The 24,829-nt window shown below is 72.0% G+C and carries 17 protein-coding genes; 7 read left to right on the forward strand and 10 right to left on the reverse strand.

Annotated features, from left to right (window positions below):
* Window positions 1-148: 148 nt before the first annotated feature.
* The gene (gene rpsO, locus O1Q96_RS35480; RefSeq protein WP_107021727.1) at window positions 149-439 is read right to left on the reverse strand and encodes a 30S ribosomal protein S15; all 291 of its coding nucleotides are present in this window, start codon (window positions 437-439) and stop codon (window positions 149-151) included.
* A 290-nt stretch (window positions 440-729) separates the two neighbouring features.
* On the opposite strand from rpsO, the gene O1Q96_RS35485 reads away from it, so the two are divergent.
* From O1Q96_RS35485 to O1Q96_RS35520, 7 genes are all read left to right on the forward strand, one after another.
* On the forward strand, window positions 730-1,026 hold the full coding sequence (locus O1Q96_RS35485; protein ID WP_269252050.1) for a DUF397 domain-containing protein: 297 nt from the start codon (window positions 730-732) through the stop codon (window positions 1,024-1,026).
* Window positions 1,027-1,450: 424 nt separating this feature from the next.
* Window positions 1,451-5,758, forward strand: a complete 4,308-nt coding sequence (locus tag O1Q96_RS35495; RefSeq protein WP_419587000.1) for an SCO5717 family growth-regulating ATPase — start codon at window positions 1,451-1,453, stop codon at window positions 5,756-5,758.
* A gap of 369 nt (window positions 5,759-6,127) precedes the next feature.
* The gene (locus tag O1Q96_RS35500) at window positions 6,128-7,969 is read left to right on the forward strand and encodes an ABC transporter substrate-binding protein (RefSeq protein ID WP_269252051.1); all 1,842 of its coding nucleotides are present in this window, start codon (window positions 6,128-6,130) and stop codon (window positions 7,967-7,969) included.
* Between the two features lie 69 nt (window positions 7,970-8,038).
* Window positions 8,039-9,106: an ABC transporter permease gene (locus O1Q96_RS35505; RefSeq protein ID WP_269252052.1), complete on the forward strand. Its 1,068-nt coding sequence runs from the start codon at window positions 8,039-8,041 to the stop codon at window positions 9,104-9,106.
* Window positions 9,103-10,113 carry an ABC transporter permease gene (locus O1Q96_RS35510; protein WP_269252053.1) on the forward strand — a complete coding sequence of 337 codons (1,011 nt, stop codon included), beginning with the start codon at window positions 9,103-9,105 and terminating at the stop codon, window positions 10,111-10,113. Before O1Q96_RS35505 ends, O1Q96_RS35510 begins: the two co-directional genes overlap by 4 nt.
* The gene (locus O1Q96_RS35515) at window positions 10,110-11,111 is read left to right on the forward strand and encodes an ABC transporter ATP-binding protein (protein ID WP_269252054.1); all 1,002 of its coding nucleotides are present in this window, start codon (window positions 10,110-10,112) and stop codon (window positions 11,109-11,111) included. The genes O1Q96_RS35510 and O1Q96_RS35515 overlap by 4 nt, the downstream gene beginning before the upstream one ends.
* Complete coding sequence (locus O1Q96_RS35520) at window positions 11,108-12,118, forward strand: oligopeptide/dipeptide ABC transporter ATP-binding protein (RefSeq protein WP_269252055.1); 1,011 nt, start codon at window positions 11,108-11,110, stop codon at window positions 12,116-12,118. Before O1Q96_RS35515 ends, O1Q96_RS35520 begins: the two co-directional genes overlap by 4 nt.
* Window positions 12,119-12,204: 86 nt before the next feature.
* Here the strand turns inward: O1Q96_RS35520 and O1Q96_RS35525 are convergent, their stop codons facing one another.
* From O1Q96_RS35525 to rimP, 9 genes are all read right to left on the reverse strand, one after another.
* On the reverse strand, window positions 12,205-13,161 hold the full coding sequence (locus O1Q96_RS35525; RefSeq protein WP_269252056.1) for a bifunctional riboflavin kinase/FAD synthetase: 957 nt from the start codon (window positions 13,159-13,161) through the stop codon (window positions 12,205-12,207).
* A gap of 134 nt (window positions 13,162-13,295) precedes the next feature.
* Window positions 13,296-17,081 (reverse strand): trypsin-like peptidase domain-containing protein, encoded by a 3,786-nt coding sequence (locus O1Q96_RS35530; RefSeq protein WP_269252057.1) that lies wholly within the window; start codon window positions 17,079-17,081, stop codon window positions 13,296-13,298.
* 319 nt (window positions 17,082-17,400) lie between these two features.
* Entirely contained in the window at window positions 17,401-18,306 is a 906-nt protein-coding gene (gene truB, locus O1Q96_RS35535) for a tRNA pseudouridine(55) synthase TruB (protein ID WP_269252058.1), read from the reverse strand.
* Window positions 18,303-18,779 carry a 30S ribosome-binding factor RbfA gene (gene rbfA, locus O1Q96_RS35540; RefSeq protein ID WP_269252059.1) on the reverse strand — a complete coding sequence of 159 codons (477 nt, stop codon included), beginning with the start codon at window positions 18,777-18,779 and terminating at the stop codon, window positions 18,303-18,305. Before rbfA ends, truB begins: the two co-directional genes overlap by 4 nt.
* 67 nt (window positions 18,780-18,846) lie before the next feature.
* Window positions 18,847-19,143 carry a DUF503 domain-containing protein gene (locus O1Q96_RS35545; RefSeq protein WP_217455331.1) on the reverse strand — a complete coding sequence of 99 codons (297 nt, stop codon included), beginning with the start codon at window positions 19,141-19,143 and terminating at the stop codon, window positions 18,847-18,849.
* Between the two features lie 315 nt (window positions 19,144-19,458).
* The gene (gene infB / locus O1Q96_RS35550; protein ID WP_269252060.1) at window positions 19,459-22,635 is read right to left on the reverse strand and encodes a translation initiation factor IF-2; all 3,177 of its coding nucleotides are present in this window, start codon (window positions 22,633-22,635) and stop codon (window positions 19,459-19,461) included.
* Between the two features lie 146 nt (window positions 22,636-22,781).
* Window positions 22,782-23,078: a YlxR family protein gene (locus tag O1Q96_RS35555; protein WP_217458025.1), complete on the reverse strand. Its 297-nt coding sequence runs from the start codon at window positions 23,076-23,078 to the stop codon at window positions 22,782-22,784.
* A 102-nt stretch (window positions 23,079-23,180) separates the two neighbouring features.
* Window positions 23,181-24,215 (reverse strand): transcription termination factor NusA, encoded by a 1,035-nt coding sequence (gene nusA / locus O1Q96_RS35560; RefSeq protein ID WP_217458024.1) that lies wholly within the window; start codon window positions 24,213-24,215, stop codon window positions 23,181-23,183.
* 2 nt (window positions 24,216-24,217) lie between these two features.
* Complete coding sequence (rimP, locus tag O1Q96_RS35565; RefSeq protein WP_269252061.1) at window positions 24,218-24,736, reverse strand: ribosome maturation factor RimP; 519 nt, start codon at window positions 24,734-24,736, stop codon at window positions 24,218-24,220.
* Between the last annotated feature and the right edge of the window lie 93 nt (window positions 24,737-24,829).

Below are 24,829 nucleotides of genomic sequence, written 5' to 3' on the forward strand. Positions count from 1 at the left end.
GGCCGCGCATCGCTGTGCGCTGTCGCGGTGCCACCCTGTGTCCTGCGTATTGCGTTGTGCTACCACACTACAAAGGGGTGGTGACACTCCGCACGTACAGCAAAGGGAGCGGTCCCCTATGAGTGGGAACCGCTCCCTTCACGATGTCTTACTTGGCGCCGCCCGCCGCACCGCGGCGGATGCCCAGACGGTCGACCAGCGCACGGAAGCGCTGGATGTCCTTCTTCGCCAGGTACTGCAGCAGGCGACGGCGCTGACCGACCAGGATCAGCAGACCACGACGGGAGTGGTGGTCGTGCTTGTGGGTCTTGAGGTGCTCGGTCAGGTCCGAGATACGGCGCGAGAGCATCGCGACCTGGACCTCGGGAGAGCCGGTGTCGCCCTCCTTCTGACCGAACTCCGTGATGAGCTGCTTCTTCGTAGCGGCATCGAGCGGCACGCGTACTCCTCGTAGTCTTCTGATGGCCACCGAGTGCCCCTGGTCCACTTCTCAGGGGAGCTTCCGTAACTCGGGAGGCGGGATCCGCTGGGCGCGTCCTCCAGGGCCCCTAGGGGCGGTCCGGGGGTGCGTACACATACGGCCGTCACACAGCGTACCAGGGGGTGAGGGCCCCACCGACCGGGGTTCCGGGAGTCCGGGGAGGCCAGGGCCGGTCCCAGTAGGGTGACGCGACAGATCGTTCGCAGGTCGGGTCCGTACGTCGGAAGTCGGGAAGGGGTCGCTTCGCCATGACCGGGGCAGAGGACAAGGACGTCAAGGCGCGCAAGGAGCGGGAGAAGGACGAACTCTACGCACTGGACATCTCGGGCGTCGACTGGCTGAGCGCGCCGGGCACGGAGGAGCACGAGGAGCGGGTCGAGATCGCGTATCTCCCCGCGGGCGCGGTGGCCATGCGGTCGTCCCTCGATCCGGACACGGTCCTGCGGTACACGGAGGCGGAGTGGCGGGCCTTCGTGCTCGGCGCACGTGACGGGGAGTTCGACCTGGAGCCGGCGCCGCACAACGGCGGGGCTGCGGCGGAGTAGGCGGAGCGGCGGAGCAGCCGCGTCGGACGCGGCGGCGGAGCACTGCGCGGAGGAACGCCGTGCGGTGGACACCGCACGGAAGCGCACTGAACCGAAGAGCACTGAACCGAAGCGGGAAGGGCCGGTGGCACGGATGCCACCGGCCCTTCTCGCTTTAGCGCTCTTTGTCCACTTTGCCTTCCGTACAAGGCCGTTCATACGCCACTTCTGGGCAGGGTGTGACGTAGTGGGTGGGAGCGGAGGTGTGGACGGGCCTGCCGTGGGGGTGGTTGTGGTGATTAGGCTGGGGTGGGCGCGGCAGCAGAACCCGTGGACGGGACCGCCGCACCGACAGGGGGAGCCGGGGCGCGTCGCACAGCCCCGGACGACGAGAACGGTCGCCCCAGCACGGCTTTGAGGGTGCTCGACCACACCAGGAGGAATTGTGAACAGCGATCGGGACGGGATCCGCGGGGGCTGGGCCACGCCCGGCGATGACCAGTCCGACGCGGAGTCCGCCGTCGAGACGACGGGCGAGTTCACCATCGACTACGCCCCTCCGGCCTGGTACACGCAGAACGCGTCGGGGAGTTCGGAGGGGGCTTCCTCCGCCGCGGCCGAGGAAGAGCCGGACGCGGAGGGCGACACGAGCGCGCGGGGCAAGGCGGAGGAGACGGGAGCAGCGGGGGCGGTGGGAGCGCCGGAAGCACCCGTGGCTCCGGCAGCGCCTGTGCCCTCCTTTGCTCCCGGGGCGCCTTTCACTCCCCCCGCTCCTGCTCCTTCTCCTGGGGCGCCCTTCGTGCCGCCCGCTCCGCCCGTTCCCCCTGCTTCCCCCGCTTTTGCGGCTCCTGACGCTCCCGTGACCCCTGTCACTCCTGTTGCTCCCAGTGGCGGACCGGGCTCTGTTCCGAAGCTGCCGGTGGGCAGTGGGTTCGAGCCTCTGGGTCCGGCTCCCGAGGCGCAGGCTGCTGATTCCGGGCCCACCGCCCTGCCGAACCTGCCGAACCTTCAGGGGCAGTGGGCTCCGCCGGTCGCGCCGTCGAGTCCTCCGGTCGGCGTACCGGCGGCTCCCGTGGTTGACGCGCCTCATGCCGACGAGGACGGCGGGGACGGCGACATCGAGAGCGGCGCCACGATGCGGATTTCGGCGGTCGCCGTGAAGCGGGAGATCGCGGAGCGTGCCGAGGCCGAGGCTGCGCCCGAGCCCTCGTCGGCGCCCGAGACCGAGTCCCGGCCCGAGCCCGAGGCCTCCTCCCAGCCCGCACATCCGGCCGCGGTTGCGGAAGCGGGGGCGGACACGGACGCGGACGCGGACGAAGCAGCGGCTTCCGACGATGTCGCGGTCTCCGACCACAGTGCGGAAGGGCCTGACGCGGAGGTCGTCCAGGTCGCGTTCGGGCGCCCGTCCGAGGACGACGACCACGTGGACGAGGGAGCCGAGGAACCCGAGGGCGCGGAAGAGGCGGAAGAGACCGGGAAGGCCGAGGTGGCGTCCCCGGAGGATGTGCCCGCGGCGCCCGCGCCGTTTGTCGCGGCCGACGAGGCCGCGGACGAGGTCGTGGAGACGTTCGCGGACGAGGCCGAGCCTCTTCAGGGCGACAGCCCCGCACAGGACTCCGCTGCTGTCGGCGGCTCCGTGCCCGGCGAGTCCCCCGAGTCTCAGGGCACGGAGCCCGAGGACTCCCGGCCGCACGATGCCGAGCCGCAGGACGCGCAGCCGACGGGCGCGGCCGAACCCCGGGACGCGGAGCCTCAAGACGCCGAGCCCCAGGACCTCGTACCGCCGGTCGCCGTTCCGGAGCCCGCGGCGGAGGTGGCCGACGCCGTGCGGGACACGCCTCCCGCGTGGACTCCGCCGCCGCTGCCGCAGGGCGGACTGCCTCCGCTGCCGCCGTCGTACCAGCCTGCCGCGCCTGCTTCGGCCGGGCAGTGGCCCGCGTCGACGGAGAACGAGGGTGGGCAGCCGCAGGCGCAGCCACAGGCGGAGGCCCCGGCTCAGCCGATCGTGCCGCCGCAGGGGCAGCCGTTCCAGCCGCAGGCACCGCAGCCCTCCCCGCCTGCCTGGCCCGCCGCCCCTGATGCGCCTGCCGTGGCGGCCGGTACGCCTGCCCCGCCCGCCGCTGCTTCCACGCCCGCGGACGCCGAGCCGTCGGCCGCACCCGCCTCGGCGGCTGCCAACGAGAGTTCGGCGGCCGTCCCGGCGTCCGCGCCGACCGCCGAGGCGTCCACTCCGGCGCCCGCCGCCGGTGCTCCGGCAGCTCCTGGACAGCCGGGGGGTTACGGGTTCCCGCAGTTCAGCGCTCCCGGTACGGCTCCGGGGCCGCAGGACAGCGTTCCCGGTACGGCCCCGGCGGCCCCCGCCTTCCCGCAGCCGCAGCCCGGGGTTTCGACCGCGCCGCCGGCTCAGGCACCTGTTCCGGGTCCCGCGCCGGTTCCGCATCCGGCTCAGGGCGGTTACGGCTTCCCGCAGTCCGCCCCCAACTCCGCGCAGCCCGCCGCCCCGGCACCTCAGGACGGTTACGGCCTCCAGCAGCCGAACCAGCCCGCGCCCGCTCAGCCTGCTCCGGCTCAGCCCGCCCCGGCAGCTCCGAACGCACCCACGCAGCCTCCCGGTCACGGGTTCCCGCAGCCGGGCGCTCCGGCCCAGGCCGTGCCCAACGCGCCCGGCCAGCAGGCGGGTTACGGCTTCCCCCAGCCCGGCCCCGCCGCACCCGCCGCGAACACACCCAACACGCCTGACCAGCACGCGGGATACGGCTTCCCCCAGCCCGGCCCCGCCGCACCCGCCGCGAACACACCCAACGCCCCCGGCCCGCAGCCCGGTTACGGCTTCCCGCAGCCGGGCACCCCCAACCCGCCCGCTCAGCACGGGGGGTACGGGTTCCCGCAGCCGCAGGCCGCTCAGGTTCCCCAGGCGCCCGCGCCCCAGTCCGCTGCTCCGCAGGTTCCTGCCCCGCAGGCCCCGGCTCAGCAGGCGGCGGCCCCCCAGCCGTCCGCCGCGCAGCCGTTCCCCCAGCAGGGGCAGCCCTACCAGCAGCCTGCTCCGCAACAGCCCGTATCGCAGCAGCCCGGCGCCGACGCCGGTGCCCACGGCGCACCCCAGCCGCAGGCACAACCCCAGGCGCAGCCGCAGCCGCACTCGCCTCAGGGCCAGCAGCCCCAGCACCAGCCCGGGCAGCAGCCCCCGGTCGACCCCCGTACCGGTACCGCCTGGCCGCAGCCCGTGCGGCACGATCAGCGGCAGCCCACCAACCCGGGGGCGCCGCTCGGCTACACGGCGGCCGTGGAGCTGTCGTCGGACCGGCTGCTCAACAACAAGAAGCAGAAGGCGAAGAGCGGCCGGCCCACCGCCGGTTCCTCCCGGTTCAAGCTCGGGGGCAAGAAGGAGGAGGCGGAGCGGCAGCGGAAGCTGGAGCTGATCCGCACTCCGGTGCTGTCGTGCTACCGGATCGCCGTCATCAGCCTCAAGGGCGGTGTGGGCAAGACGACCACGACCACCGCGCTCGGCGCCACGCTCGCCACCGAGCGGCAGGACAAGATCCTCGCCATCGACGCCAACCCGGACGCCGGTACGCTCGGCCGCCGTGTGCGCCGGGAGACCGGGGCCACCATCCGTGACCTCGTGCAGGCGATCCCGTACCTCAACTCGTACATGGACATCCGGCGGTTCACGTCCCAGGCGCCCTCGGGGCTGGAGATCATCGCCAACGACGTCGACCCGGCCGTGTCGACGACGTTCAACGACGAGGACTACCGGCGCGCAATCGACGTCCTCGGCAAGCAATACCCGATCATCCTCACGGACTCCGGTACAGGTCTGCTCTACAGCGCCATGCGCGGTGTACTCGACCTCGCCGACCAGCTCATCATCATCTCGACGCCGTCCGTCGACGGTGCCAGCAGCGCCAGTACGACGCTGGACTGGCTCTCGGCCCACGGGTACGCGGACCTGGTGTCCCGGTCCCTCACCGTCATCTCCGGGGTGCGCGAGACCGGCAAGATGATCAAGGTGGACGACATCGTCAGTCACTTCGAGACGCGCTGCCGGGGCGTCATCGTCGTCCCGTTCGACGAGCACCTCGCCGCGGGCGCCGAGGTCAACCTCGACATGATGCGGCCGAAGGTGCGCGAGGCGTACTTCAACCTCTCGGCGCTGGTCGCGGAGGACATCGCACGGCACCAGCAGTCGCAGGGCCTGTGGACGTCGGACGGCAACCCGCCGCCGGTCGCCGCCCCGCCGCTGCCCGGCCAGCCCGTCCCGGGCCAGCAGCATCCCGGTCAGTACCCCCAGCAGGGCCAGCCGGCAGCACAGCCGGCTCAGCCCTACCAGCAGCCCCAGCCCCACCAGCCGTATCCCGGGCAGCCGTATCCGCAGCACGGGGCCCCGCCCCAGCACGGAGCCCCGCAGCAGCCCGGCGGCTACCCGCAGCCGCCTCAGCAGCACGGCCCGCCCGGCCCCGCCGGGCAGCCGGGGCAGCAAGGCCACGCGGGTCACCCGGGTGCCGCTCCCCAGGGCTGGCAGCCCCAGCCGGAGCAGCAGCAGCCGGCTCAGCCTCAGCCGGGCGCGCCCTTCCAACAGCCTGCGGCCGCGCCCGCGCCGGGCCAGCCGTTCAATCCCAACGCCCCGGCGCCGGCTCCGGGGCAGCAGTTCCAGCCGGGCGCGCCCTATCAGCCTCCGCAGGGCGACCAGAACGGTCACGGCGGCCAGGACTCGCAGGGTCAGACCCCGCCGCCCCCTCCGCCCCACCAGTAACCGGCTCCTCACGTAACCCGTCCGGCCGAACCCTCGGCCTTCGTTCCACCCGAAGGGCCCGCCCCGTACACCCACGGCGCGGGCCCTCGGCGTACCCGTGGACGGACCCCGCGTGCCCGGCGCCAAAACACCGCCGTACCAGCCCCGTTCTCCGTCGCCAGCCCTCGACCAGGCCCCCTTCACCGGTCTGAACCAATGACCGTGAAATTCGCGTCAACTCGTTATTTCCGCAGGCCACACGGGGTTCACCGGCCGTTGACGCATGCCGACCACCGCTGATAGACACTCACATCAACCCGGCCGCGGTCACCGGATCGAGCAGTGCAACAGCCCATCTTCGTGCGAGTGATGACGCGAGGTCAGCGAGCCATGGACACACACGACCAGTACGGCGCGAGAGGTACCGTCCTCCGCCTCCTCGCGGCCGCCGGCGCCGCCGCCCTCACCCTCACCGTCGGTCTGGTGACCCCGCTCAACCCGGCGCCCCAGCGGGCCGAGGCGAAGGACGACAAAGAGGTCCTCACGGTCGCGGTGGCGCAGAGCGTCGACTCCCTGAGCCCGTTCCTCGCGGCCCGGCTGGTCAGTACGAGCATCCACCGGCTCACGTACGAGTACCTGACCAACTACGACCCGAAGGACAACCACGCGATCCCGGGTCTGGCCACCAAGTGGGAACCCTCCGCCGACAAGCTCACCTGGACCTACACGATCCGCGACAACTCCACGTGGTCGGACGGTGAGCAGGCGACCGCCGAGGACGCGGCGTGGACGTTCAACACGATGATGACCGACGAGGGCGCGGCCACCGCGAACGGCAGCTTCGTCGCGAACTTCGAGAAGGTCACCGCTCCGAGCCCCACCAAGCTCGTCATCGAGCTGAAGAAGCCGCAGGCCACGATGGCCGCGCTGGACGTGCCGATCGTGCCGAAGCACGTGTGGGAGAAGGTCGGCGACTTCTCGAAGTTCAACAACGACAAGAAGTTCCCCGTCGTCGGCAACGGTCCGTTCATCCTCACGGGTTACAAGGCCGACAGCTACGTGCGGCTGAAGCCCAACGAGTCGTTCTGGCGCGGGGCTCCGAAGTTCGACGAGCTGGTCTTCAAGTACTACAAGGACGGTGACGCGGCGGTGGCGGCCCTGCAGAAGGGTGAGGTGTCGTTCGTCTCCGGCCTGACGCCCGCTCAGGCTGCGGCGCTGAAGGGCCAGGACGACGTCACCGTCAACGACGCGCCGGGGCGCCGCTTCTACGCACTCGCCACCAACCCGGGCGCGCAGGCGAAGGACGGCAAGAAGTTCGGCGACGGTCACGAGTCGCTGCTCGACCAGAAGGTCCGCCGGGCGCTGTTCATGGCCGTGGACCGCGAGACGGTCATCGACAAGGTCTTCCAGGGGCACGCGGCCGAGGGCGAGGGGTACATCCCGCCGCGCTTCTCCCCGTACTACTGGGAGCCGTCGGACGCCCAGCGCATCGCGTACGACCCGGACAAGGCTGCCGAGCTCCTCGACGAGGCGGGATACAAGAAGAACGGTGACGGCAAGCGCGTAGGGAAGAACGGCAAGCCGATCACCTACCGCGTGCTCTGCCACGCGACGGACCCCCAGGACAAGGCGGTCGGGAAGTACCTCCAGGAGTGGTGGGGCGAGCTCGGCATCGGCGTCGCGCTGGACTGCCGGGACAACGTGAGCGATCCCTGGCTGGCCGGCGAGTACGACCTCGCCTTCGACGGCTGGTCCGTGAATCCCGATCCCGACTTCGTCCTCTCCATCCACACCTGCGCCGCGCTCCCGGCGACGCCCGAGGACATCGGCGCGACCGACAACTTCATCTGCGACAAGAAGTACGACGACCTGTACGCGCAGCAGCTCGCCGAGTACGACCCCGCCAAGCGGGCGGAGCTCGTCAAGCGGATGGAGTCACGGCTGTACGACACCGGGTACATGAACGTCATGGCGTACCCGAACGCGGTCGAGGCCTATCGCACCGACCAGATCGCGTCGATCACGAAGATGCCTCAGGCCGCGGGGAACATCTACGGCCAGGACGGCTACTGGAGCTGGTGGTCGGCGACTCCGGCCGCCGCCAGCGAGTCCTCCGACGACTCGAGCCAGACAGGCGTCATCATCGGCATCGTCGCGGGAGTCGTGGTCCTCGCGGGCATCGGGGTGTTCTTCGCGATGCGCCGTCGCGCGACCGCCGAGGACCGCGAGTAGCCGGACCCCGCACAGCCGAACCGCCGCACCACCGCATAGCCGGGAGTGGCCGAGTAGTGAGAGCCGTTCATGACCGCTGAAGCGACACCCTCGCTGGTCGGGAAGACCGGCGGTCCGGCGGAGGCCGGGCCGCCGACGGTCCGCGGGCCACGGGTACGCGGCTCCGCGTACCCGCGGTACGTGGCAGGCAAGCTGGGCGGCGCGGCCGTCTCCCTGCTCGCCGTCCTCGTCACCAGCTTCTTCCTCTTCCGGCTGATCCCCGGCGACCCGGTGAAGTTCATGACGGGTGGGCGCCAGGTGTCGGCCGAGCAACTGGCGGCCTACCGACGGGAGTTCGGGCTCGATCTGGCGCTGTGGGAGCAGTTCACCGACTACTGCGGCAAGGCCCTCACCGGCGATCTCGGCACCTCGTACCAGTTCCGGGCACCGGTCATCGACAAGATCACCGAGGCTCTGCCGAACACGCTGCTGCTCACGGGCACGTCGTTCGTGCTCTACACGGTGCTCGGTGTCTACCTCGGCACCAGGGCCGCCTGGCGCAACGGCGGCCTCGGGGACCGGCTCAACACCGGCCTGGCGCTGACCCTCTACTCGATCCCGTCGTTCTGGCTCGGGCTGCTGATGATCATCGTCTTCTCCGTCGGTGTCGGGCCGATCCCCGGCCTCTTCCCGACAGGCGGCATGGAGTCCGGCGACCAGGAGGGCTTCGCGTACGTCCTCGACGTCGCCCATCACCTCGTCCTGCCCGTCGTGACACTGGTCGCGGTCGAGTACGGGCAGACGCTGCTGGTCACCCGCTCGGCCCTGCTCGACGAGATGGGCAGCGACTATCTGACCACCGCGCGGGCCAAGGGGCTGCGGGACGATCTCGTACGCCGACGGCACGCCGTGCCGAACGCCCTGCTGCCGACGATGACGCTGATCTTCATCAACCTCGGCCGGACCGTCGCGGGCGTGATCCTCGTCGAGACGGTCTTCTCGTGGCCGGGGCTGGGCGGCCTGTTCTACCAGGCGCTGAGCGTGCCGGACCTGCCGCTGGTGCAGGGGCTGTTCTTCGTCTTCGCCGCCGCGGTGATCGTGATGAACACCCTCGCCGACCTGATCTATCCACTGCTCGACCCGAGGGTGGGCCGATGACGACGACGGACCCGGACGAGCCGATGACGTCCGACGCGGCTCCCCCGCCTTCTCCTTCACCGGCTCCCCCGGGGACGGCCTCGCCGCCCTCCCCGGGCGCCGCCCCGGCGGCGAAGGCCGGGCCCCGCGCCCTCGCCCGGCAGCGCCGCCGTGCCTCCGCCGCCCGCTTCTGGCAGCGGTACCGCACGCACCGCTCGGGGCTCTTCGGCCTGGCGGCGCTCGCGCTGTTCGCCCTGATCGCGCTCACCGCGCCGCTGACCGTCGGTTCCGGCGTGCAGAGCGTGACGGACGCGCCGGGGCGGCCCATGGAGAGTCCCAGCCTCGAATTCCCGCTGGGCACCGACCAGTTCGGGCGCAGCCTGCTCGGGCTGGTGGTGTGGGGGTCACGTATCTCGCTGCTCGTGGGCCTGCTCGCGGCCGTCCTCTCGGTCGCGATCGGAGCGCTCATCGGTATCACCGCCGGCCACTTCCGCGGCTGGTACGCGACGGTGCTGATGCGGATCACCGACTGGTTCCTGGTCATGCCGACGCTGGTGCTCGCGATCGCGCTCGCGACCGTGATGTCCCGCTCGCTCGGCACGATCATCCTGGCGATCGGTGTCACGACGTGGCCGACGACGGCACGGCTGGTGCGGGCGCAGACCCTCGGCGTGGAGGCCAGGCCGTACATCGAACGGGCGAAGGCCCTCGGCGGCGGCCACTGGCACGTCATGTCCCGTCACGTCCTGCCCAACGTCATGCCGCTGGTGCTGGCGCAGACGACCCTGATCATCTCCTCCGCGATCCTCGCCGAGGCGACGCTCGCCTTCCTCGGCCTCGGCGACCCGACGGTCGTCTCGTGGGGCGGCCTGCTCCAGGACGCGCGAGAGGCGGGCGCGGTCAGCGCCGGGAAGTGGTGGTACCTCGTGCCGCCGGGCATCGCCATCGCCGTCGTGGCCCTCGCCTTCACCCTGTGCGGGCGGGCCGTCGAGTCCGTCCTCAATCCCAAGCTGGGGGTGGCCCGTTGAGCGCGCCGACCGCACGACACCTGCTGGACGTACGGGACCTCGACGTGACGTACGCCGGAGGGGTGGCCGCCGTGCGCGGCGTGAACCTCACCGTGGACGCCGGCCAGAAGGTCGGCATCGCGGGCGAGTCCGGCTGCGGCAAGTCCACGCTGGCGCTGGCCCTGCTGCGGCTGCTGCCGCCCGGGGCCCGGGTCAGCGGGCGCATCCTCCTCGACGGCGAGGACGTGCTGACCATGAAATGGGGGCGGGTACGGGCGGTCCGCTGGGCCGGGGCCTCGATCGTCTTCCAGGGCGCGATGCACTCGCTGAACGCCGTGCACCGCGTCGGGGACCAGATCGCCGAGCCCGTCCTGCTGCACAGGAAGGCGACCCCGGCGGGCGCCCGGAAGAAGGCCGGCGAACTGCTGGAGCAGGTGGGTCTTCCGGCGGCGCGGGCGTCCGCGTACCCGCACGAGCTGTCCGGCGGCCAGCGTCAGCGCGTGATGATCGCGATGGCCCTGGCCTGCGGCCCCCGGTTGGTCATCGCCGACGAACCGACCACCGCGCTCGACGTGATGATCCAGGCGCAGATCCTGAGGCTTCTCCAACAGCTCGTGTCCGAACAGGAGTTGGGCCTGGTGATGATCAGCCACGACCTGGCCGTCCTGTCCGACACCTGCGACCGGCTCGCGGTGATGTACGCGGGACGGGTGGTGGAGGAGGGCCCGGCACGGCAGGTGTACGAGGACGCCCGGCACCCCTATGGGAAGGCGCTGTCGGCGGCCTTCCCGCGGATCGGGGACGCCGGGTCGCGGTTCGCGCCGCGCGGGCTGCCGGGGGATCCGCCCGATCCGTCCGCGCTGCCGTCCGGCTGTGCGTTCCACCCGCGGTGCGCGGTGGCACTTGACTCGTGCGCCGTGCAGGACCCGGCGCTGCGGGCGGCAGACCCGGGCCGCTCGGCGGCCTGCGTACACGCCGGTCCGGTGGCCGTGGCGGAAGAAGCGAGGAGCACCACATGACGAGGACGACCGCTTCGGACCCAGCGGCTCCCCTGCTGAGCGCCCAGGGCCTTCATGTCGTCTTCCCCGCCCGGCGCGGCGACAGCGCCCGGGCGCGGGCCGTCGACGGTGTGGACCTGGACGTCCGGCCCGGTGAGATCGTCGCGCTGGTCGGCGAGTCGGGCTGCGGCAAGACGACCCTGGCACGCTCGCTCCTCGGTCTCGTCCCGCCGACGGAGGGCCGGGTCACCTTCGCGGGCCGCCCCCTCGACTACTCCTCGCGCGCCCTCAAGGCGTACCGCAGACGCGCCCAGCTGGTGCTCCAGGACCCGAGCGGCTCGCTGAACCCCCGGCACACGGTGTACGACGCGGTGGCGGAGGGGCTGCGCATCCACGCGTACGGAGGCGACGAACGCGAGGCGGTCTCGACTGCCCTGTCACGGGCCGGACTTCGCCCGCCGGAGCGGTTCTTCCTGCGCTATCCGCACGAACTCTCGGGAGGTCAGCGCCAGCGTGTGGTCATCGCGGGCGCGCTCGTCCTGGAGCCCGAACTCATCGTCGCGGACGAGCCGGTGGCGTCGCTGGACGCGTCGGTGCGTGGCGAGATCCTGGCCCTGCTGCTGCGGCTGCGCTCCGAACTCGGCCTGTCGGCCCTGGTGGTGACACACGACCTGGGTCTCGCCTGGAACATCGCGGACCGGGTCGCGGTGATGTACCTGGGCCGGATCGTCGAGACGGGAGCGGTGGAGGACGTCCTGACGGCACCTCAGCACCCCTACACGCAGGCCCTGTTGTCGGTCCTGCCCGAGGCTCCCGGAGATCCGGTCGTCCTCACCGGCGAGCCCCCGGACCCGTCCCGCATCCCCTCCGGCTGCCGCTTCCACGCGCGCTGCCAGGTCCTGGCGGGCGGGGAGGCCGAGCGCGCGGGGGTCGCGGACGCGTGCCGCGGGAAGGACCTGCCGGTACTGGACGGGGGCGGTGGGGCGCAGGTGGCGTGCCACTGGGCCCGGACCAAGGCGCCCCTCTAGGGGCGCGGTGAACCGCGCGACAAGCCCCGCCGAACCCGCAGCCGAAAACCCAGCAGCGTCGGCAGACCAACCACGAGGCGGCGAGCCTACCGCCCGCCGTCGTACGCCTCGATCAACTCCCGCGACCGCTTGACGTCGTCGGAGATCGCCACGAGCAGCGCCTCGATGGAGTCGAACTTCGCCTGCCCGCGCACGAAGGCCAGGAAGTCGACGGCCACGTGCAGGCCGTACAGGTCGAGCCCCACGCGGTCGATGGCGTACGCCTCGACCGTGCGCTCGGTGCCGTCGAACTGGGGGTTCGTGCCGACGGAGATCGCGGCGGGCATCGCCTCGCCCTGCGCGTGCAGCCAGCCCGCGTAGACGCCGTCGGCGGGGATCGCGGTGTGCGGGAGGGTCTCGACGTTGGCAGTGGGGAAGCCGAGTTCGCGGCCTCGCTGGGCGCCGCGGACGACGATGCCCTCGACGCGGTGCGGGCGGCCGAGGATCTCGTGGGCCCCTTCGAGATCGCCCTCGGCGACCAGTCGCCGGGTGAGGGTCGAGGAGAAGGGCTCGCCGCCGCCGGCCTCGCCGGTCACGTACAGATCCACCACGTCGACCTCGAAGTCGTACGTCTTGCCCTGCTCGGTGAGGAAGGCGACGTTGCCGGCGGCCTTGTAACCGAAGCGGAAGTTGGGGCCCTCGACGACGGCCTTGGCGTGCAGCTTGTCGACGAGGACCTTCACCACGAAGTCGGCGGGCGACAGCTTCGAGAACTCGGTCGTGAAGGGCAGGATGAGCAGCGCGTCCACGCCCAGTTCGGCCATCAGCTCGGCACGGCGGTGGTGCGGGGCGAGCAGCGGCGGATGGCTGCCGGGGCGGACGACCTCGCTCGGGTGCGGGTCGAAGGTGACGACGACGGACGGAACTCCCAGGCCACGCGCCCGCTCCACGGCATGGCTGATGATCAGCTGGTGTCCGCGGTGGACTCCGTCGTACGAGCCGATGGTGACGATGCTGCGCCCCCAGTCCTGGGGGATGTCCTCCAAGCCACGCCAGCGCTGCACTGTGACCGCTCCTCGTCGAACCCGTGTCCGTGTCTGCCTCATACGCAGCTCTAAGGGTGCCATGCCGCGCCCTCTCGCCCCGCATCGGCATGGGCCCTGTGACAGGGGGCACGTGACGGCGGCAGGAGCGGGGGTCACACGGGGACCCGTGCCCCCGCGAGGTTCTCCATCGTGCGACCCGTGCTGGGCCCGATCACGGTGGACCAGTCCTCGGGCGTGGCGGTCAGCCAGCGGATGACGAGAGGAGCGAAACCGGGGACACCGCGGCCGAGGTCGACGAGCGCTCGGTCGAAGCGGGTGGCACCGTCCGGGGTGCGTACGAGCAGCAGGCCCACGCTGTGGATCAGGGCACGGGTGTACTCCTCGCCGTTGTGGACGGCGCCCTCCGCGGCGGCCCGTACGAGCGCGTCCAGGACCACCGGATCGCGTTCGTGCGTCAGCAGGAGGTCCAGGAACTCGCGCCGCAGCGGGCGTGAGCCGGGCGTGCCCGGTGCCGCGAACACCTCGGCGAGCGCGGCCCGCAACCGCGGCCCGCCGTCGTCGAGCAGCCCCGTCACGAGGGGGAGGAGCAGGGCACGGGCGTCATGCCCCTGCTCGAGCCGACGCTCGACGTACACCGCCACGTGCGCGGCCGTCTCCGGGCGCCGCGCCACGACGTCGCGTACGAGGGCGGCGACACGGCGGGCCGGTGCGGGTGTCGTGACCTCGGCGAGGGTGCGCAGCGCATCACCGGCGTCCGGTTCCCCCAGGCGGTCGTGGAACGCGGCCAGCACCGGGTCCGGGTGCGTCTCCAGCGCGGTGACCAGCGCGCTCGGGGGCAACCGCGGGTCGCGGGCCCTGAAGCGGGCCAGCGCCTGCGGCAGGTACCGGGCCCGGGTGTGCGGATCGCGGACCAGCAGCGCCAGGGCGCTCCCGTGCAGGGCGCGGTCGCCGGGGTGGGTGAGCAGGGTGAGGGCGGCATAGCGCAGCAGCTCCCGGTCGGCGTCGGTGCGTACGTGCGGCGCGGCGCGCAGCCCGTACGTCATCGCCGCCGCTCGCCGGGCCGGGCGCTCGTCGTGCGCCCAGCGGTCGACCGCGCGGCACAGGGCGGACGGCTCGTCCTCCGCGAGGACGTCCAGCAGCTCGTCCGCGCGCGCGTGCCCGCTGTCGGCCAGCGCCTCGGTCAGGTCGTCCAGGGCGCGGCGCCGGTAAGTGTGGAGCAGTGCCTGGGCGGCGGTGGCGACGGTGGCGTCAGGGGTCGCGGGGAGCGTGCGGTCGTCGTCGAACCAGTGGGTGAGGTGCGGCTGAACACCGGCCGGGTCGGCGACGAGGAGCTCGGACACGGCGTCCAGGTAGCGCGGTCGGGTGGCCGGCGGTGCCTCGTCGGCGACGACGAGGCGCCTCAGCAGGTCGAAGCGGTGCGCCTGCGGCAGGGGCAGCCGGCGCCAGAAGCCGGGGCCGAACTCCCCTGGCACGGCACGCCCTTCGGCCCGCCACCTCACCACATGCTCGGCGAGATGCCGCAGCACACCGAGATACGGGGTCGCGTCGGGCACCCCGAGCAGTACGTCCCTGAGGAGACGGGTGGGCCACCAGGCCCCGTCCTCCTTCCCGGTTCCGGTCCCGGCCCCGGAGTCCGCGTCCGACTCCACGTCCGACTCCACGTCCGACTCCGCGTCCGTGTCGTCGGCCAGGGCGGCCGGTTCGTCGACCGCGTGGAGGAGTTCGCGCAGCCGGAGGGTGAGGTGGTCGTGTCCCTGTTGCCCCGGCAGGAGAAGCAGCGCCTGCCGTACGGGGCCGATGCGGTGGCGTGGGACGGCGGCGACGTGCTCGGGGCCGTCCCGGCGGTCGGTGTCGTGGCGCCGCGTCAGGGCCTGGAGCGCGGCGTCCAGGTCGAGGTGCATGCCCTGGAGCCAGTCGGCGAACTCCCCGTGGACGAAGCGGTAGCCGTCCCCGGCGGGCATGAGCAGGCCCTCGGTGAGCACGGCGGACGCCCATCCGGCGCATCCGCCCAGCCGCCGGTCCGGCACCGGGCCCCACGGGAACACGGTCTCGAACGCCGCCCGGTCCAGCTCCCCCTCCCCCGGGCCCAGACACCGCCGGGCGGCCACGTGCACCTGCCCCGAGACCCTGGCCGCGAGGCGCCGCACCGCCGTCCCCCGCAGCCCGTTCACCGTCGCGAGCCGCACGGCCACCCGTAGACACATCAGGTCGAGGTAGGCGGCGAAGACCTGGTCCCGGTCCGTCCTCCCGACCGGGGCGCCGGGCATCGCGGCCCGTACCTCCGACAGCAGCCGCAGCGTCAGCGGGTGCCGCGCGTCGGCTCCGTCCAGGGCCCCCTCCGGAATCCCGTACCAGGCCCGCGCCTCGCGTGCCTCGTCCTCCTCCAGGTCCCCGAGTCGGACGCAGGGGAACCCGCCGGGGACCTCGTCCGCGCCCGACCGCGCCCCGTACAACAGCTCCTGCGGGAACGCGGCCCCTGCCCGCTCCCAGTACTCGTCCCGGCAGGCCATGACGAGACGCACCCCGTGCTCCCCCAGCCAGACGGCGGTACCGGCGGCCCAGTCCGGCAGGCGGTCGGCGAGACCCGGCGGCATTTCCTCGGGGTTGTCGAGGAGCAGCAGGAGAGGCCTCCCGGCGTCCACGGAGAGACGGGCCAGCCGCTCGGGACCGATGTCCGGGAGCTCTCCTCGCCCGCGCCCGGCCTCCACGCCCGCCGCCCCGTCACCGGAGACCGCGACCTCGGCCTCGGCCTCGGCCGCGATCACGGACGGACCACCAGGCGCCGACGCAGGCGTATGCGCGGAACCTCCTGCCCGCACAGGAACGGTCACGGCCTCAGCCCCCATCGCATCCCCATCCGCGGCCGCCTTAGCCGTCGCCGTCGCCGTAGTCGTGGCTGTCGCCGTCGTCGCCGCCACGATCCGTCCCGCCCGCTCCAGGGCCCTGCGCGCCGCGTCGGCCACCGACGAGTCGGTGGCCAGCAGATCGGCTCCGCGCAACCACAGGGTCGGGGCCGGTTCGGGACCCTGGCCCCGCCCGGCGGCCAGCGCCGCCAGTTCCGTCGTACGACCGCTGCCGGGCGCGCCGACGAGCCCCAGGACGGTGCACGGGCTCTGGGCGAAGGCAGTGAACTCCCTTGCCGCACAGGGCCGTTCGACGCCGTGCGGAAGTCCCTCGGAACCCGGCGGGGGTGGCACCGCGGCCGTCAGTTCCAGTACGCCCGCGAGGTTGAGGTCGTCCCCGTACGCGGGCACCGTCGCGGCGTTGCGGGCCAGCAGCTCGGCCAGCGCACCGCCGGGAGCCGGGCGGCCCGCGGACAGCGGCACGGCGAAGCCCCCGACCTGTCGCCCGGAGTGAAGTGCCGTGCCCAGGACGGCGACCACCGCACCGGTGGCCGCGTCGACGACCGGTCCCCCGGCCGCGCCGCCCCCGAGCCGCAGCGCGTCGCTGCCGGCCGTGCCGATCGCCAGCTCCAGCGCTGTGTCCAGGAGGTGGAAGCGGTCGGTCGCCGTGTACGTCACGGCGGACGAGCCCAGCACACGGGCCTCCCGCCAGCCGCCCGCCGCGATACGGACGTACCTGCCGGTCTCGACGGAGTCCCGGACGGTGATCGGGAGCGGGTGGAGGCCCAGGCCGTCACAGCGGACGAGGGCCAGGCCGAGGGAGGGGAGAGCGGTGACCGAGTCGGCCGTGACCAGGCAGGTGCGGTTCCCGGCGGGGACGTACAGAAGGAGACGGGCGAGACCGTCGACCGCCTCGTGGCTGGTGACCACCGTGCCGTGGTGGTCCGCGACGAACCCGGCGCCGCGCGGCCGTCCGGCCAGGTCGCAGATCCGCACCAGGGACCGGTCCGGTGCTTCCCCGACGCGATCCGGCCCCTCCCGGGCGGCGTCCGGTGCCTGATGACGGCCTCCGGCCCGCGGGCCCCGTCCCGCCATGCTCGAACCTCCCCGCCGCGCGCGCCGCACCGTGCTATCGGCGCTTCGATTCCGACGGTAGGCGCGAGGTGATCAGACGCGACAGATCCCGAGCCGAACGAGCCCCCTCCCGCTCCCCCGGTTCACTCCGAGCGCCTGCCCGGACGGGTGAATAGAGGAGGGTGGATGGATACACCTCTGGGTGGGGGAACCGAGGGGGACAGTGGAGCGGCGGGCACAAGCGACCCCGTGAACGCCGCTCCACGACGATGACAAGCGCTCCGGCCGACGAGAGCGGCGACCGGGCGCCACCGGCCCCGGCCGGTCCGGCCACCAGCTGTCAGCCGAACACCGCGAGGCTCTTGGCCTTGCCCTTCTGCTGCTCCACCAGCGCCAGGAACCGGCCCTGGGGATCGAACACCCCGACGGCACCGGCCCCGGCGTACTCCTCGGGCATCTCCAGCCGCACGCCGTTCGTCAGCAGCTGCGCGCGCCTCGTGTCCACGTCCCACCGGGGGAACGCGGCGGTGGCGGCCTCCGCCATCGGCATCACGGTCAGCTCCTCCTGGAGCTGGTCGAGGGTACGGGCGGAGTCGAGCTTGTACGGGCCGACGCGGGTGCGCCGCAGCGCCGTCAGATGGCCGCCGACACCCAGGTCGGCGCCCAGGTCACGGGCGAGGGCACGGATGTACGTACCGGACGAGCAGACGACGGAGACGACCAGGTCCAGGACGGCTGTGCCGTCGTCGGCCACGGCCTCCCGGACGTCGTACACGGCGAACGAGGAGATCCGTACCGGACGGGCCGGGATCTCGAAGTCCTCGCCCTCGCGGGCCCGCTTGTACGAGCGCACGCCGTCGATCTTGATGGCGCTGACCTTGGACGGCACCTGCATGATGTCGCCGCTGAGCTTGGCGATCCCGGCGTCGACGGCGTCCCGCGTCACCTTGGAGGCGTCGGTCGACGAGGTGAGGTCGCCCTCGGCGTCGTCCGTCAGGGTGTTCTGCCCGAGCCGGATCGTGCCCAGGTACTCCTTCTCGGTCAGCGCGAGGTGCCCGAGAAGCTTGGTCGCCTTCTCGACACCGAGGACGAGCACGCCCGTCGCCATGGGGTCGAGGGTGCCCGCGTGTCCGACCCGGCGGGTCTTCGCGATCCCGCGCATCTTGGCGACCACGTCGTGCGAAGTGAAGCCCGACGGCTTGTCGACGATGACAAGGCCGTCGGGCGTCTTCTGCTTCTGCGTCATTTAGCGGCGTCGCCGTCCGTCTCGTCGCCGTCCGTGTCGTCGTCGGGCTCGTCGTCCGGCTTCTTGTACGGGTCGGCGTCACCGGCGAAGGCGGCGCCGGCCGAGACCTCGCGCACCTCGGCGTCCTTGGCCCGTGCCTTGTCGAGCAGATCCTCGATGGTCTTGGCGGTGTCCGGCAGGGCGTCCGCCATGAAGGTGAGCGTCGGCGTGAACTTCACGCCCGCCGCCGCGCCGACCGCCGAGCGGAGCACGCCCTTGGCGCTCTCCAGGCCCGCGGCGGCCTCGGCACGCTGCTGGTCGTCCCCGTACACCGTGTAGAAGACGGTCGCCTCCCGGAGGTCCCCGGTGACCCGGGTGTCCGTGATGGTCACATGCGAACCGAGCCGCGGGTCCTTGATCCCGCGCTGCAGCTTCTTGGCCACCACCTCTCGGATGAGGTCCGCCAGCCTCTTCGCCCGCGCGTTGTCGGCCACTGGTCCGTCTCCCTCTTTCTTACTGTTCTGTGTACGGCCGATCCACGTCGCCGCACGCTGCATACGCTCAGTCGTCGTCTTCCCCGTGCAGCCGCCGCCTCACGGACAGCAGCTCCACCTCGGGACGCCCGGCGACCAGGCGCTCGCACCGGTCCAGTACGTCGGTCAGGTGCCCGGTGTCCCCGGAGACCACCGCCAGTCCGATGACGGCCCTGCGATGGAGGTCCATGAGATCCACCTCCGCCGCGCTCACCGCGTACTTGCGTTGGAGTTCGGCCACGATGGGGCGGACGACGGAGCGTTTCTCCTTCAGCGACCGTACGTCGCCGAGGAGGAGATCGAAGGACAGAGTCCCCACGTACATAGGTGTGTCCGGATGTCCCGCCGGTACGGGATAGGTGGCCCCGCCAAACTCTTGGCGGCGACACCAGAACCGTACAACGAACGACCGATCCGCTCGACGGGGTTTTCACCCCCGCCGCCCCTGCCCGTCCCATTCCTGGGGCACAGCAGCCCGCGCCCTCCAGGGGCGCGGGGAACTGCGCGACCGGCCGCAACGAACCTGCACCCGGCACGAACGAACGGGGCCCGGGGCAGAGCCCCAGAAACCCGGCGGGGGCCGGCCGGCGAGGACGTGTCCTCGCCGGCCAACCCCGGCACCGGTTCAGCCAGCCGCTGACTAGCCGCGCGGCTTCTCGCGCATCTCGTACGTCGCGATGACGTCGTCGATCTTGATGTCGTTGAAGTTTCCGAGGTTGATACCGCCCTCGAACCCTTCGCGGATCTCGGTGACATCGTCCTTGAAGCGACGCAGACCGGAGATGTTGAGGCTCTCCGCGATGACCTTGCCATCGCGCAGCAACCGCGCCTTGGTGTTGCGCTTGACCTCGCCGGAGCGGACCAGCACACCGGCGATGTTGCCCAGCTTGGACGAGCGGAAGACCTCGCGGATCTCCGCCGTACCGAGCTCGACCTCTTCGTACTCCGGCTTGAGCATGCCCTTGAGGGCCGCTTCGATCTCCTCGATGGCCTGGTAGATCACCGAGTAGTAGCGGACGTCGACGCCCTCGCGCTCCGCCATCTGCGCCGCGCGGCCCGCAGCGCGGACGTTGAAGCCGATGACGATCGCGTCGGAGCCGGTCGCCAGGTCGATGTCCGACTCGGTGACCGCACCCACGCCGCGGTGCAGGACGCGGATGTCGACCTCTTCGCCGACGTCGAGCTGGAGCAGCGAGGACTCGAGAGCCTCCACCGAACCGGACGCGTCGCCCTTGATGATGAGGTTGAGTTCCTGCACCAGACCGGCCTTGAGGGCCTCGTCCAGGTTCTCCAGGGAGAACCGGACTCCGCGCCGGGCGAAGTTGGCGTTGCGCTCACGCGCCGCGCGCTTCTCGGCGATCTGACGCGCCGTGCGGTCCTCGTCGACGACCAGGAAGTTGTCGCCGGCGCCGGGGACGTTGGTGAGACCCAGGACCAGGACGGGGGTCGACGGACCCGCTTCCTCGACGTTCTTGCCGTTGTCGTCGAGCATCGCCCGGACACGGCCGTACGCGTCGCCGACCACCATCGTGTCGCCGATGCGCAGCGTGCCGCGCTGGACCAGGACCGTCGAGACGGCACCACGGCCACGGTCGAGGTGGGACTCGATCGCGATGCCCTGCGCGTCCTGCTCCGGGTTGGCCCGCAGGTCGAGCGAGGCGTCCGCGGTGAGGACCACGGCCTCCAGCAGGCTCTCGATGTTGAGGCCCTGCTTGGCGGAGATGTCGACGAACATCGTGTCGCCGCCGTACTCCTCGGCCACCAGACCGAACTCGGTGAGCTGACCGCGCACCTTGGTCGGGTCCGCACCCTCGACGTCGATCTTGTTGACCGCGACCACGATCGGCACGTCGGCCGCCTTGGCGTGGTTCAGCGCCTCGATCGTCTGGGGCATCACACCGTCGTTGGCCGCCACCACGAGGATCGCGATGTCGGTCGACTTGGCACCACGGGCACGCATGGCGGTGAACGCCTCGTGACCCGGGGTGTCGATGAAGGTGATCCTGCGCTCTTCACCGTTGACCTCGGTGGCCACCTGGTACGCACCGATGTGCTGGGTGATGCCGCCGGCCTCGCCCGCGACGACGTTCGTCTTGCGGATGGTGTCGAGCAGTCGGGTCTTACCGTGGTCGACGTGACCCATGACGGTCACGACCGGCGGGCGGACCACCAGGTCCTCCTCGTCGCCCTCGTCCTCACCGAACTCGATGTCGAAGGACTCGAGCAGCTCGCGGTCCTCCTCCTCGGGGCTGACGATCTCGAGGACGAAGTTCATCTCGTCCGCGAGGAGCTTCAGCGTCTCGTCGGAGACGGACTGCGTGGCAGTGACCATCTCACCGAGGTTCATCATCACGCCGACGAGCGACGCCGGGTTGGCGCCGATCTTCTCGGCGAAGTCGGTGAGCGAGGCACCGCGCGACAGGCGGACGGACTGTCCGTTGCCGCGAGGCAGCATGACGCCGCCGACCGACGGGGCCTGCATGGCCTCGTACTCCTGGCGCCTCTGCCGCTTCGACTTGCGGCCACGACGCGCGGGACCGCCGGGACGGCCGAAGGCGCCCTGCGTGCCACCACGGCCACCCGGACCACCGGGACGACCACCGAAGCCGGGACGACCGCCACCGCCGCCACCCGGACGACCGGCGAAACCGCCGCCACCGCCACCGGGACCACCGGGACGACCGGCGAAACCGCCGCCACCGCCACCGGGACCGGCCGGACGGCCGGCGAAACCGCCGCCACCGGGACGACCGCCGCCACCACCGCCACCGGGACGGCCACCGCCGCCACCGGGACCGCGGCCACCAGGGCCACCGCCGGGACGCGGGCTGCCCGCAGCGGGACGCTGCGGCATCATGCCGGGGTTGGGACGGTTGCCGCCGGGGCCGCCGCCGGGACGCGGAGCGCCACCGGGACCACCCTGCGGACGGGGCATGCCGCCCGGGCTCGGACGGTTGCCGCCGGGGCCGCCGCCGGGACGCGGAGCGCCACCGGGACCACCCTGCGGACGGGGACCACGGTCCTGGCCCGCGCCCTGGGGACGCGGAGCGCCCGGGGCACCGGCGCCGCCGGGCCCACCGGGACCGGGACGGGCGCCGCCCGGACGGGGCGCCTGCGGGCGCGCCATGCCGGTGGAGCCACCAGAGGTGAACGGGTTGTTGCCCGGGCGCGGGCCGGCGGGACGACCGCCGGGACGCGTGCCCTGGCCACCGGGACGCGGGGCGCCCTGACGGTCACCGCGGTCGCCGCGGTCACTGCGCTCGCCACGGCCCTGACCGGGACCACCCTGACCGCCCTGTGCGGGGCCGGCCGGACGGACACCGGGCTTCGGGGCACCGGGACGGGCACCGGCCGGACGCGGGTTCGCCGCCGGGGCCGGGGCTGCCGGAGCCTGAGCGGCGGGAGCCGCGGGCGGCGCCGTGAACTCGGGCGCAGCCGGGGCCGGAGAGGCCGGGGCGGGCTTCGGCGCGGGCTTGGGGCCCGGCGTCGGACGCGCACCGGTGGCCGGAGCCGCCGGGGACGCGGGCGTCTCCGCGGCGGCCGGCTTCGGGGCCGGCGGGCGCGGTGCTGCCGGACCCGGACGGGCGGCCTGCGCGGGAGAGGGGGCACCCGGCCTGGCCGGTGCGGCCTTGCGCGGGGCGGGCTTGCCGCCGCCGTTGCCCTGCTGCAGGGCGTCGGTCAGCTTGCGTACTACGGGCGCCTCGATCGTCGAGGACGCCGAACGGACAAATTCACCGAGTTCTTGGAGCTTGGCCATGACGACCTTGCTCTCCACCCCGAACTCCTTGGCGAGTTCGTATACCCGGACCTTAGCCACTTCGCTCCTTTTAGGTCCGGGTTGCGTCCGGACCGTCGCTACTTCATGGGCGTACTCATCGCGTGCTCATCGAGTGCTCATCGCAATCTCGACCTACTTCCAACTCGCGGGGTACCAGGGCCGCACGGGGTTCCGTGCGACACGTTTTACGGTGTTGCCTGCTCAGCAACTGTCTGTCGCTCGACGTAATGGCGCAACGCCTTTGTGTCGAGCGCTCCCGGGGCACGCAGCGCCCTCGTGAACGCCCGGCGGCGGACCGCCAGGTCGAGACAGACCAGGGCGGGGTGTACGTACGCACCCCGGCCGGGCAGCGTACCGCGCGGATCGGGGACGCATTCGCCCTCGGCCGCAACGGTACGCAGCAGATCGGTCTTGGCCGCTCGCTCCCGGCACCCCACACAGGTGCGTTCAGGGCATGCTCGGGCATGCGTCCGGCCAGACACTCTTAAGTCTACCTCCCTGCACCGACCCCACCCCTTTGGGGCAGGTATCGAACAGTTGCCGCGCACGAAACTGTCGTGATCTGAGCCACCTGCGGCTTGGATCTATTCCCCGGTACGTTCCCGGGTGCGTTCGCCGGGCCCTTCACCGCCCTGTTCACCGGTCTGCTCGGTGTCCGGGCGGATGTCGATGCGCCAGCCGGTCAGACGGGCGGCGAGCCGGGCGTTCTGCCCTTCCTTGCCGATCGCCAGCGACAGCTGGTAGTCGGGGACCGTCACGCGCGCGGAGCGGGCCGCGAGGTCGACGACCTCGACCTTGGAGACCCGGGCCGGGGAGAGCGCGTTGCCCACCATGTCCGCGGGGTCGTCCGACCAGTCGACGATGTCGATCTTCTCACCGTTCAGCTCGGCCATGACGTTGCGCACGCGGCCGCCCATCGGGCCGATACAGGCGCCCTTGGCGTTCAGGCCGGACCGGGTGGACCGGACGGCGATCTTCGTGCGGTGGCCGGCCTCGCGGGCGATGGCGGCGATCTCGACGGACCCGTCGGCGATCTCCGGCACCTCGAGCGCGAAGAGCTTCTTCACCAGGTTCGGGTGCGTGCGGGAGAGCGTCACGGACGGACCGCGCACACCCTTCGCCACCCGTACGACGTACGACCGCAGCCGCATGCCGTGCTGGTACGACTCGCCGGGGACCTGCTCCTGCACCGGCAGGATGGCCTCCAGCTTGCCGATGTCGACGAGCACGTTCTTCGGGTCGCGGCCCTGCTGGACGACACCGGTGACGATGTCACCCTCGCGGCCCGCGTACTCGCCGAGCGTCGCGTCGTCCTCCGCGTCCCGCAGGCGCTGCAGGATGACCTGCTTGGCGGTGGTGGCGGCGATCCGGCCGAAGTCCGACGGAGTGTCGTCGAACTCGCGTGCCTCCTGCCCCTCCTCCAGGTCCTGGGGGTCCTCCTTCGCCCACACGGTCACGTGGCCGGTCTCCCGGTCGAGCTTGACGCGCGCGTGGCGGCGGCTTCCCTCGGTGCGGTGGTAGGCGATGAGGAGGGCCGACTCGATCGCCTCGACCAGCAGGTCGAAGGAGATCTCCTTCTCCCGCACCAGGCCCCGCAGGGCACTCATGTCGATGTCCACGGCTACGCCTCCTCCTCTTCCTTCATGTCCTTCTCGTCCTTCTTGTCCTTGCGGCTGAACTCGACCTGGACGCGCGCCTTGGCGATGTCCTCGAAGGCGAGTCTCCTGGCGGTGGGCCTGCGCCCCTTCACGCCGGGCACCTCGACGTCCACGCCCTCGTCGTCGACCGTGATGATCCGGGCGACCAGCTCGTCACCGTCTCCCAGCTGGAACTTCACGAGACGGTCGGTGGCGCGCACGTAGTGACGGTGTTCCGCGAGTTCGCGCTCGGCGCCGGGGGTGCCCACCTCGAGGGTGTACTCGCCCTCGCCCATGGCGTCGGTCTCGTCGAGCTTCGCCGAGAGCGCGCGGCTCACATCGGCGATGGCGTCGAGGTCGGCCCCTTCGTCGGAGTCGACGACGACACGCAGCACACGCTTGCGTCCGACCGAGTCCACTTCGATCTCCTCGAGATCGAGTCCCTGCGAGCTGACGAGCGGTTCCAGGAGCTCTCGCAGCCTCTCGCTCTGGGTGGTGCTCATCCGGGTGACTCCTCGGCCGCGTGTGCTGTTGTGGGTAGGTCGCGTGTCAGGTCAAAGGGTATCCGGTCCCGGGGGGTGTTGCCGTCCACCGTG

Source organism: Streptomyces aurantiacus (assembly GCF_027107535.1).
Classification (GTDB): domain Bacteria; phylum Actinomycetota; class Actinomycetes; order Streptomycetales; family Streptomycetaceae; genus Streptomyces.